This is a genomic window from Pseudoalteromonas espejiana DSM 9414 (assembly GCF_002221525.1).
Classification (GTDB): domain Bacteria; phylum Pseudomonadota; class Gammaproteobacteria; order Enterobacterales; family Alteromonadaceae; genus Pseudoalteromonas; species Pseudoalteromonas espejiana.
In genome coordinates, this window is the sequence record NZ_CP011028.1 from 3,139,325 (window position 1) to 3,150,371 (window position 11,047).

The window sequence follows — 11,047 nt, forward strand, 5'->3', positions numbered from 1 at the left end:
CAAAATTAATAAGAGTGTGAAATGTCATTAACTTTGCTGACAATTGTCATGTTTTAAAAATTTCATTATTTGTGTACCCGCCCAGTGATAACATAATAAAAAAGGAGATGATGTTTACATGAAGCCAGAACAGCAGAGTTTAATTTACCTACATATTGCCGTGTTACTTTTTGGAGGGACTGCCCTATTTGCAAAGTTAATAGGGTTAAATGCAATTGATATTACGGTCTACCGCACGGCAATTGCTGGCATGGCACTTTTGGCGATGCTGTATTTTCAAAAAAAACAAATAAAACTACATAAAACAAAAGACTATTTTATAGCCTTATTGTTAGGTGTTGCGGTAGGTACACATTGGGTTACCTATTTTGCAGGTATGCAAATGGCAGGCGTTACCGTGGGCATGCTGGCCTTTTTTAGCTACCCAGTAATGACGGTATTTTTAGAGCCTTTATTTAATAAAAGTCGGCCACAATCAAAAGATATTATAAGTGCCGCAGTGGTAATTGTGGGCATTTATTTACTAGTGCCCACGGCCGATATAGGTGACGATGTAACGCTAGGTATAATTATGGGAATAATATCGGCTTTATTTTTTTCTTTAAGAAACATTACTCACAAGCGCTATTTTAGCCAATATGGCGGCCCGCAAACTATGTTTTATCAAACCCTAGTAGCAAGCTTAATGTTGTGCGTATTTATAGAAGTACCAATATATGAAGTGGGCAATCATGACCTTATTTTAATAGCCGTAGCGGGTATTATTTTTACTGCTACACCGCATTCATTGTTTGCAGCCAGTTTAGCGCATTTATCGGCGGCTACTGCGGGTTTAATTTCTTGCTTACAACCATTGTACGGTACACTACTTGCCGTAATTATTGTGCATGAACGCCCTTCAGTAATGACTTTAATAGGTGGAGCATTAATTGTAAGCGCAGCATGTTTTGAAACCTGGTCTATTACTAAAAAGGCTAAAAAATGAAAATTTTTGCACATCGCGGTGCCAGTGGCGACTTTCCTGAAAATACCAAAAGCGCGATTTTAGAAGCATTAAAAGTAGGTGTTGATGGCATAGAAGTTGATATTCAAAGTGCAATTGATAACTACATGCTAATACACGACTCTTGGCTTGATAGAACCACCAGCGGGCAAGGTAAAGTAAGCGACTTTACAGCGCAGCAACTTAGCAGCCTTGATGCGGGTAACGGTGAGCAAATACCTACACTTCAGCAGTTACTCGATTGGAACAATAATAAAACCTTACTTAATATAGAACTTAAACACGCGTTTGAGCTTGAAAAGTTTGCAGACATTTTAATAAGCAATATTGAAAAAGGCGTTATTTCGAAAAGTAATATTTTAGTGTCGTCGTTTGATCATCATCAAATTCACTGGCTTAAAAATGCGTTACCGTGGTTAAACATTGGCGCACTCACGTCATCAATTCCGTTAAATTACGCAAAATTTGCGCAAGAACTCAATGCCTTTAGTGTTCATGTAGATAAGAGCTTTGTAAATAAAGCCTTTGTAGATGATGCCATAGACCGTGGATTACAAGTGTATGCGTACACCGTAGACAAGCCTGAAGATATAGCACATATGCTAAAAATAGGTGTACATGGCATTTTTACTAACTACCCTGCTATAGCAAAAAAATATTTAGCCAACACGATTACTTGAGTTAACTGAGAGTTAGTCAATAATCTACATATAAAGTATCTATATTAGGTAAGCAATAAATGAGTAGTGTGATGCAAGTTTATAATTATATTGAGCAAACATTTTTTTATACGCTAACACGTAAAATTGTCGGTAATTTAAGCTTTGTATTTTTGTTTCAAGCTATTACGTTATTTTGGCTGTACCAAAGCCTTAGCGAGCAACACAATACCACTGCTTTTTGGCTACTTAGCGTAGTAATTGTAGCCGGCTTTATATTTACTATATTTTATATGCGTTACCTTATTGTGCGCCCAGTTACCGCAATGCGCGATACTTTAATAAACATTAACCAGCAAGATGCTAATTTAGCTGCAAATTTACCGCAGTTTTCGTATGACGAATTTAGAGATTTAAGCACACAATACAATATATTTACCAATCACCTGAGCGACCTACTTAGCACTACGCATGCAAGTGCTAAAGCCAGCGAATTAAGTAATGTTGATGTAAATACCGCTATGCAAAATACACAGCAATTAAGCGAGCAACAAACACATTTAAGTCACAGCATTATTAGCGCAAGTAACCAAATAACACAAAGCTTAGAAAACATAGTTAGTAATACCGACAGCGTACATAGCGTAAATAACGAGCATTTAGGCTTTGTTAAACTCTCTGCTGAGGAGCTTGCAAGCTTAGTGAGCCAAGTATCGCTTATCGGTAATATGCTGCAAAGTTTTTCTAAAACGGTCTCGGGGCTTAAAGAAAACAGTGAAAATATACGCAGCATTTTAAAAATGGTTGAAGAATTTTCGGATCAAACTAACTTATTGGCACTAAATGCCGCCATTGAGGCGGCTCGTGCTGGTGAGGCAGGCAGAGGCTTTGCTGTAGTGGCCGATGAAGTGCGCACGTTATCTGTAAAAGTAAGTGGTGCAACTCGCCAAATTAGCGACTTTATAACTCAAATGAATGAGCTCGTTAATGAAACCAATCAAGAAAGTGAGCAGTTAATTAATCACTCAAACACTGCACAAGCTGCCATTAGTGGCACCTCAAATGGCTTTGCTAATATGTTGAAGGAGTTTGAACAAAACCAATTACAGCTTCAACAAATAGCCGATGCCGTACATATGTTGGAGCAGGCCCAAAATCAAACTCATCAATCGGTAGAGCAAATAGTTACCCTTGGTGAGCAAGCTAAAAACGCGATTGATAACGCATTAAACAACAGCCAGCAATCTCATGCACTTAGCCAACAAACCCAACAGCAATTAAAGCGTTTTGTGCACTAAGGCGCTAATTACTTTACTTTGTGAGGTTTAAATTATGTTTTACAAAGTTCAAAATGCGCCTACAAATATGTTAAATTACGCAGCCAAATATTCAAGTGTGTGAACTGTGTGAGCAACCCTACCCCAAACTATAAACAACTAGCCCAACAAATAAAAACGTGGGGCCAAGAGCTTGGCTTTAGTGAGGTAGGCATTACCGACATTGATTTATCTAAGCACGAAGCGCAACTGCAACGTTGGCTAGATGCGGGTTACCATGGCTCGATGGATTATATGGCGGCACATGGCATGAAACGCGCTCGCCCTGCAGAGCTAGTCCCTGGCACTCAACGTGTTATTTCGGTAAAAATGAATTACCTCCCGCCCGATGCAAGCTTTGCTAAAACGCTTAAAAACACCGAACAAGCGTATATTAGCCGCTATGCGCTGGGGCGTGATTATCACAAATTAATGCGTAATCGTTTAAAAAAACTTGGCCAAAAAATAGAACAAGAAATTGGTAATTACGGCTTTAGACCCTTTGTTGACTCAGCTCCCGTACTTGAACGACAGCTCGCTGAAAAAGCAGGCCTTGGTTGGCGAGGTAAACATTCCCTATTAATTAATCAAGAAGCGGGATCGTGGTTTTTTTTAGGCGAGTTATTTGTTGATTTACCTTTGCCAATTGATAACGAAAATACCTTTGAGGGCTGCGGTAAATGCGTAGCCTGTATTACGCTTTGTCCAACAGGTGCAATTGTAGAGCCTTATGTGGTTGATGCACGTAAGTGTATTTCGTATTTAACTATTGAGCACCAAGGTCCTATACCAGAGCAATACAGAACATTATTAGGTAACCGTATTTATGGTTGCGACGACTGCCAATTAGTTTGCCCTTGGAATCGCTACGGACAAATAACCGATGAGCAAGACTTTCACCCGCGAACTCAATTAAAAAATAAAGACTTACTTGAACTATTTGCTTGGGATGAAGCCACGTTTTTAAAAAATACTGAGGGAAGCCCTATACGCCGTATTGGGCATGAGCGTTGGTTACGCAATATAGCAATTGGTTTAGGCAACGCAGACTTTAGCCCAAACATTATCAGCGCGCTGGAAGATAAACGTAGTAATAGCTCAGAGCTAGTAATAGAGCATATAGATTGGGCGCTTGAGCAGCAAAATGATAAACAACGTAAGCAACTGCGAAAAACACAGCGCCTAATAAGAATTGTAGAAAAAGGCTTGCCCCGCGATGCTTAACATAGCAACGTAAGCCTATTTAAAGTGGTTACATTAACCTTTTAATAAAACCGATAAGTCTTGCTCAATTTCAGCAAAGGCTTCTTTTACCTGTTTAACCGACTCTTCTCTGGCAATAGAGTTTTGAATTGTTTCATCTACTTTTTTGTAAATAAATATCTCTTGGTCTTCGTCTAGCCCCATAGTCGGAATACGCACTTCTAAGTCTTCTTGAAGCTGCTTAAATACTTTTTCGTTGCTTTGACGATTATCATTTAGCAAGCCAATTAAACCATGAAACTTACTGTGCACAGCACTTGCCACGTCATTCAGTTTTTGCTGCTGTGACTCGAGCATTTGCTTAGTCATAATTGCACGTAACTGCTGCTCAGTAACACTTACAATAAAGCAAACGTGGTCGCGTATGCGCCCATGTTTATCAGGGTCGTGATCAGGCATATTTAATATTAATAAGCTTATCATTTCGTAATTAACGAGTATGCGGTGTGAAAATTCGTGCAATCGACCTTTGTTTTTAAGCATATCAAACAGCTCAATAACAATAGGTGAGCATACCCCATTTAGTGCAAAGTGCTCAATAGAGTCGCCATACCTAAATTCTACGTTGCTTTGTAAATCAAAGGTCTGTAGGCAATCGATTAAGGCTTTACCCAAATCTTGTGGATTATTAATAAAGCCTATGTTTTCAATGTAGTTAACTATTTGCCCCATTTCGCTACTATTAGCCATAGCGTTAAACGCGGTAGATGTTGCGTCTTCTACTTGTTTTTCGAGACTGTGCTTTTCTATTAATACTTGGTTTAAATTTTTAAGCTTAGATTTAAGCTCATCGTGCCCAAAAGGTTTAACAATATAATCTTCGGCACCAACCGAATACCCTTCCATACGCTCTTCGACAGTACCGCGCGCAGAAACAAACATCACAATGATATGCGCTGTATTAGGATTAGCTTTTAAAGCTTTACACACCTCGTAGCCATTCATCTGTGGCATACTTACATCAAGCAAAATCACTTGAGGCATATACCCTTCAACCATAGCTAAACACTCAGGACCACTGGTGGCTACTTGTAATTCGAAATCTAGATCCTCTAAAATTTCTTCAATAATTTCAAGGTTGAAAGGTTCATCATCTACAGCAAGAATTTTAGTTAAGGCCATAATTTCTCATCCAATTAAATATCATTTAAACATTAATTCCATATGTGATTAGCTATCTTGCACTGCTAGCTTTTCATCCGCTAAATGCTCATCTAAATCTATTTCTAAGGGAACCTGTATTCTAATAGTTGCCCCACCCGTTGAATTATTACTTGCCGTAATTTCGCCTTGGTGTAATGCAACAAACTCTCTACAAAGCGCAAGCCCTAAACCTGTACCACCTGCACCGCTATTGGTTTTGCTGCTTTGTACAAATTTAGTAAATACATGCTCTAATTCATCCTCGGGTATACCTATCCCGTTATCCACTACATCAATGGTGGCCGTGGTTTCATCAGCAATTAAATTAACTTCAATGCGGCTTTTAGGCTCACTGAATTTAAGGGCATTACCTAACACGTTACGAAGTAATTGATTAATTTGTTCTTCGTCACATTGCGCTACAACCGGACCTGGCTTTGAAAAAATAATTTCAATTTCTTTTTCCATCGCTGTGCCCGACACATCATCAATACTGGTCTTAATAATGCTTTCTAAATTGTATGGCCGTGGGTTAAACGGAAACTTACCTACATCAAGCTTTGATAAATCAAGCAAGTTATTTAATAACGATAGTAAGCGCTCACCACTACTTTCAATACGCGACAAGTACTTTAGAAGTTTATCTTTTGCAAAATCTCCGGCTTCTAACTTACTTAATCCAAATCGAGAAAAGCTTAAAATAGAATGCATAGGTGTTCTAAGCTCATGCGACATGTTGGCTAAAAACTCTGATTTACTTAAATTGGCAGCTTCAGCAACATTTTTAGCATGCTCAAGCTGTGAGGTTCTTGCGCGAACTTGCTCTTCTAGTACATCTTTGGCCTCAAGAAGCAGCTCTTCTTTTTGCTTTAAGTGGGTTACATTTTTAAATATAACCGCTAACGCAATTTCACCATGATGATCTATTTCATTAAATGAGCCTACGAGGGGGATGTATCCACCGTCACTTTTTTGTAAACGCAGGTCACAACTAAACTGGCGATTACTATTGAGTGTGGATATTTTATCTTTTATTTCGGTGCTGGAGCCATCATCTAAAAAATCAAACACAGAGTAGCCAGCAAGTTTATCAAAGGGCAGTTTAAACAGTTTTAAACAGGCGTCGTTTGCTTCTATAACTTTGCCTTTGCGCTCAAAAAGCATTATTGCATCTGGGGTGTGCTTATAAATAACTTGTAAGAGGCTGTCTTTTTCAATAAGTGCATCTACGGTGTCTTGTAGGCGCTCTACAAGTTCGGCGTTCCGTCGCTTTAAAAGCTCAGTTTGCCAAAGTTTATGAACCGATTGTAATAATACGCTATCGGTTAATGGCTTAATTAATACATCTTCTACGCCTTTACGGATAGCTTCTATCATCGACACTTGCTCAGGACGAGCGGTAAACAACAAACATCTACAGTCTGATTGAAACATTTTAATCGCTGAAAAAATATTTAAGCCTGTACCATCGTCAAAGCTAAAGTCGCTAATTAAAATATCTATGCTGTTATCTTGCGCCACTTGTATGGCTTCTTTTGCACTTGTAGCTGTAAGGGTTTTTATGTGCGCGCCCACCAAATTACTTTTCATTTTTTCAAGTCGCTCAGGCATATGATCGACAAGTAAAATGGTTGGTAGCTTTAACACATGGTTTGAGCCTAACTCTAAAAGGTTTTCAAGTAATGACGTGATTTCTTTGTTAGAAAAAAACGGATATATAACGGTGGCGTTTGGAACAAGTTTGTTTAATTCACTAAAAGCAGAAAGTTGTTCACCGCTTTCAGCTTTTGGTGCAAGTAGTACACACTGATCTTGAGAGACTGTTTCAGCTAACGATTTCACTATTTCACACGGAACACCAAAAGCGCCAATAACCAAGTCGTATTGGCTGGTGTCGCCGTATAAATCAATCATAGAGTAGTGAACAAGCTCAGCCTCACAACCTATTAATTCTAATAGAACTTTCACTCTCATTGCGATAACACTACTGCTATCAACAATTAAAATTTTTCGACTCATTAAGCCACGCTACAAAAATAACTTTATATGTTAATAGCGTAGCCTATAATTTCTTAGTTGGTATAGGTTGTTAGACTTAATTTTAATTTTTTTACCTATAAGCTCCACAACTATTTTGGTAGATGTTTACCAAAAATTGTTAAACTGTAACGTTTATCGTCCATAACTGCGATTTGAGGCAATTCTCCCCACACATCAAAGTCAAAATGCTTAAATAATTTAATGCTCGGTAAATTATGGCTAAAAATAAACCCTAGCAGTACATCTATACCTAATTGCTTAGCTGTTGTTTGAGCAAACTCCATTAGCTTTTTGCCAAGCCCTTTGCCTTGAGCTGCTTTAGTTATATAAATGCTCATTTCAACGGTGCCATCGTAAGCTGGGCGCCCGTAAAATGATTTATAACTCACCCAAGCAAGCACTTGGTTATTTTCGCAATAAACATATATTGGGCGTTTTGAAGTATGTCCATTAAACCATTCTCGTTTACTCTCAACAGATACTTCTTCAGTGTCGGCGGTCACCATACGCGAGGCGATAGTTTCGTTATATATGGCAACAATGCGTGGTAAATCTTCTATAGTGGCTAAACGGGTGTTCATAAAGGCTTATAATGTTGATCAATTTTCTGCATATTAGCGTATGATCACCAAGTCAAACAATTATAAATTTAGGCGAAAGGTATGTTAAAAAAACTAATAATAGGGCTAAGTATTTTAGTTACCAGCCTAAATGCCCAAGCAAATAGCAACGTAAAACTTAATAACCAGTTAGAGCAAGAATGTGACGATTTCACAAATGTAGAAATGCGCAAACTGCGCTCTAAAGACTCTTTAAATTTATGCCAATTTAAAAACCGCCCTCTGTTAATAGTTAATACTGCAAGTAACTGTGGCTTTACACCGCAATTTGAAGGCCTTGAAGCAGTGCATCAACAATATAAAGATAAAGGCTTGGTGGTGTTAGGTTTCCCTTCTGATGACTTTTTTCAAGAAGAAAACGACGAAAAAGAAACCGCTAAGGTTTGTTTTATCAATTACGGCGTAACCTTCAATATGTTTGCAACAAGCGAAGTACGCGGTAGTGATGCAAATCCAATTTTTAAACATTTAAACGCAGAAACAAGCTCGCCGAATTGGAATTTTTACAAATATTTAGTCTCGGCAGATCGTAAAACGATTCAACGTTTTAATAGTAAAGCTGCACCTAACTCTAAAGAAATAATCAACGCAATTGAAAATACGCTAGTCATCAATTAAGTTTATACTGGCACTGCTAGTTAAAACTAACTAGACTGGCTTTAATGGTAAATACACCAACTTTAAACAGGAGATTTTATGGCAGTGGCAAGTGCAAGGCACATACTAGTAGACAGCGAAGCAGAGTGCTTAGACTTAAAAGCAAAAATTGAGCAAGGTGAAGATTTTGCAGAGCTTGCTAAATCATATTCAAACTGTCCTTCTGGTCAAGACGGTGGAGCACTTGGTGAGTTTGGCCCAGGTATGATGGTGCCTGAATTTGATAAAGTAGTTTTCTCAGCACCAATTAACCAAGTACAAGGCCCTGTTCAAACTCAGTTTGGCTATCACCTACTTGAAGTTACAAGTCGTTCGGAGTAATTAACTTCGTTAGCACCTAAATTTCATAAAGCCGCTTTAGCGGCTTTTTTTGGAGCAAATTTATGCAACTTATTGGATCTATCCCCTCTCCGTTTGCTCGTAGAGTAAGAATGTGGGCAATTGAAAATAACTGTGACTTAGCGCTTGTTAACCTTGATATTTTTTCTGAGCAAGACCGCCCTACAATGGCGAGTAAAAACCCGGCTCGCAAAATCCCTATTTTAATTGATGGCGACCTAACACTTAGCGATTCCAGTACTATTTTACGCTACCTAATAGCTAAAACAGGTAAAACTACACTAAGTTGGCCCCAAGAGCATTTACTTAATATTATTAATGCGTGTAATGGCTCCTTAGTTGAAATAGCGCTAAGTAGGCGCTCTGGTTTTGACACAAACGACGATAAACTATTTTTTAGTCTACAAAACGAGCGAATTGCACAAACATTAAGCTATTTAAATAGTCATTTAAATGATGATGAATTTAAAGGCTGTGAATGCCTTAACATCAGTTTATACTGCTTGCTTGATTGGATTTGCTTTCGTGAATTAACTGACTTTAGCCAACACAGTGCTTTAGTTAGTTTTTATAATGACTACGGTAAACGCCAAGCAGCAAAAGAAACCGATCCCCGACTCTAAATTAATAAGGTAAACACATGAGCGATATTGAAATTGAATCACAACTAGTTAGCTTTGTAGAAAAAGTACGTGTAAGCGAGCAAGTGTGGGCATTAGGCGGTGAAGACGGCGGTTTTGTTGTATGCGAGTCTAATCAGTTTGCCGACACCGATGTGCTACTTTTATGGGAAAGCGAAGACGCAGCAAAAGCCCAGTGTAAAGAAGAATGGCAAGAATTCACGCCTGTAGAAATCAATCTAGATGAATTTTTAGATGAGTGGGTAGAAGATTTAAACGAAGACAGCGCATTAGTTGGTTTAAATTGGAACGACGACCAAGTGTGTGTAGAAATAGAGCCTGTTGGCTTAGCACGTGCACTAAGCGAATAAATAACACCAATCAGCATAATTAAGTGAGCTATTTTGAGGATGGAAAAACGTGTTGATAGCAAGGCAAAAAATTCGCTATTTAGTTGTTCTAGATAAGAATTTTTTAACGCAGATAGCGACACTTCAGCCCCTAAAAATGATTAAGTATTATTGCGGGTTGGTATAACACTATAAATTAAATAGTGATTACAACACCTGCTTTTTAAGTGGGTGTTTTTGTTTTTACCCGCTTAATAATTAAATCGATACTCGCATGTTTATCTGTTTTAAGTATAAAATAGAACATGTTATTAATTTCAAGGGATTACGTTGAAAACCCATCTTGGTCGCCGCCCTTTTTCAGCTATGGAACTGCATACTCTTTATAACGGCTATATTTATAGCGACTTTAAAGTAGCCAGAGAACAAGCAAAGCACTGGCATTTTTGGCTGCCCCTTATAGCTTATTACACTGGCGCTTACAGTGACGAAATTGGCTGCCTAACACTTGATGACCTTGAAATAAAAAACGATATTTTATGCTTTAACTTTCATACTCACGGAAAAATAAAAGCACGCTTAGTACCTGTACACAAAGCGCTTATTGATGCTGGTTTAAATGAGTTTATTAGTTTTGTAAAAGCACAAAATCACCACCGCTTAATGTTTGATTTACCCGCTAAATCTGGTCGTTACAGCGAAAAAGTACGAATTTGGTTTACCGGTGAAGGTGAGCGTGCCGGTTATTTACAAAAATGTGCAATTCCTAATGTCGATCAACTCGGTATGAAAACAGCAATAAGTAGCCTACGGCTTAACTTTGAGCAACAAGTGCGTATATACGCCTTGCAAGCAAACTCAAAAGAAGCCTTTAATTACTTATTGGGTTTTAACGAGTACACCCATTCGCGCTTTAGCGATATCGCTTTATTAAACGCCGTAATACAGCAAGTGCGCGTAATTAACCCACAACTACACTGGCAACGCTTTACACAGCGACAAAGTCACTGACACCATTTGTTACTCTTTTATACCCA

At 38.3% G+C, this 11,047-nt stretch carries 12 protein-coding genes; 9 read left to right on the forward strand and 3 right to left on the reverse strand.

The features are described 5' to 3' along the window. Positions 1–118 precede the first annotated feature (118 nt). The 4 genes from PESP_RS14205 to queG all read left to right on the forward strand — a co-directional run bounded on the left by PESP_RS14205 (position 119) and on the right by queG (position 4,202). Positions 119–985, forward strand: a complete 867-nt coding sequence (locus PESP_RS14205) for a DMT family transporter (protein ID WP_089348615.1) — start codon at positions 119–121, stop codon at positions 983–985. After that, the gene (locus tag PESP_RS14210; RefSeq protein WP_089348616.1) at positions 982–1,683 is read left to right on the forward strand and encodes a glycerophosphodiester phosphodiesterase; all 702 of its coding nucleotides are present in this window, start codon (positions 982–984) and stop codon (positions 1,681–1,683) included. Before PESP_RS14205 ends, PESP_RS14210 begins: the two co-directional genes overlap by 4 nt. 59 nt (positions 1,684–1,742) lie before the next feature. Beyond that, complete coding sequence (locus PESP_RS14215; RefSeq protein ID WP_089348617.1) at positions 1,743–2,960, forward strand: methyl-accepting chemotaxis protein; 1,218 nt, start codon at positions 1,743–1,745, stop codon at positions 2,958–2,960. A gap of 108 nt (positions 2,961–3,068) precedes the next feature. After that, complete coding sequence (queG, locus tag PESP_RS14220) at positions 3,069–4,202, forward strand: tRNA epoxyqueuosine(34) reductase QueG (protein ID WP_089348618.1); 1,134 nt, start codon at positions 3,069–3,071, stop codon at positions 4,200–4,202. Positions 4,203–4,235: 33 nt separating this feature from the next. Here queG and PESP_RS14225 read toward each other — a convergent pair whose 3' ends face one another. From PESP_RS14225 to PESP_RS14235, 3 genes are all read right to left on the reverse strand, one after another. Beyond that, the gene (locus PESP_RS14225) at positions 4,236–5,363 is read right to left on the reverse strand and encodes a response regulator (RefSeq protein ID WP_089348619.1); all 1,128 of its coding nucleotides are present in this window, start codon (positions 5,361–5,363) and stop codon (positions 4,236–4,238) included. A gap of 48 nt (positions 5,364–5,411) precedes the next feature. Continuing rightward, positions 5,412–7,403, reverse strand: coding sequence for a sensor histidine kinase (locus PESP_RS14230; protein ID WP_089348620.1), 1,992 nt, complete (start codon positions 7,401–7,403; stop codon positions 5,412–5,414). 110 nt (positions 7,404–7,513) lie between these two features. After that, positions 7,514–8,005 (reverse strand): GNAT family N-acetyltransferase, encoded by a 492-nt coding sequence (locus tag PESP_RS14235; protein ID WP_089348621.1) that lies wholly within the window; start codon positions 8,003–8,005, stop codon positions 7,514–7,516. Between the two features lie 81 nt (positions 8,006–8,086). Here PESP_RS14235 and PESP_RS14240 point away from each other — a divergent pair, with 81 nt between their 5' ends. The 5 genes from PESP_RS14240 (at position 8,087) to PESP_RS14260 (ending at position 11,021) form a co-directional block, all read left to right on the forward strand. Continuing rightward, positions 8,087–8,662, forward strand: coding sequence for a glutathione peroxidase (locus PESP_RS14240; RefSeq protein WP_089348622.1), 576 nt, complete (start codon positions 8,087–8,089; stop codon positions 8,660–8,662). A 78-nt stretch (positions 8,663–8,740) separates the two neighbouring features. Then, positions 8,741–9,022 (forward strand): peptidylprolyl isomerase, encoded by a 282-nt coding sequence (locus tag PESP_RS14245; protein WP_055014157.1) that lies wholly within the window; start codon positions 8,741–8,743, stop codon positions 9,020–9,022. A gap of 62 nt (positions 9,023–9,084) precedes the next feature. Then, positions 9,085–9,663 carry a glutathione S-transferase family protein gene (locus PESP_RS14250; protein WP_089348623.1) on the forward strand — a complete coding sequence of 193 codons (579 nt, stop codon included), beginning with the start codon at positions 9,085–9,087 and terminating at the stop codon, positions 9,661–9,663. A 17-nt stretch (positions 9,664–9,680) separates the two neighbouring features. After that, entirely contained in the window at positions 9,681–10,031 is a 351-nt protein-coding gene (locus tag PESP_RS14255) for a DUF2750 domain-containing protein (protein ID WP_089348624.1), read from the forward strand. A gap of 309 nt (positions 10,032–10,340) precedes the next feature. After that, the gene (locus PESP_RS14260) at positions 10,341–11,021 is read left to right on the forward strand and encodes a site-specific integrase (RefSeq protein ID WP_089348625.1); all 681 of its coding nucleotides are present in this window, start codon (positions 10,341–10,343) and stop codon (positions 11,019–11,021) included. The last annotated feature ends 26 nt before the right edge of the window (positions 11,022–11,047 follow it).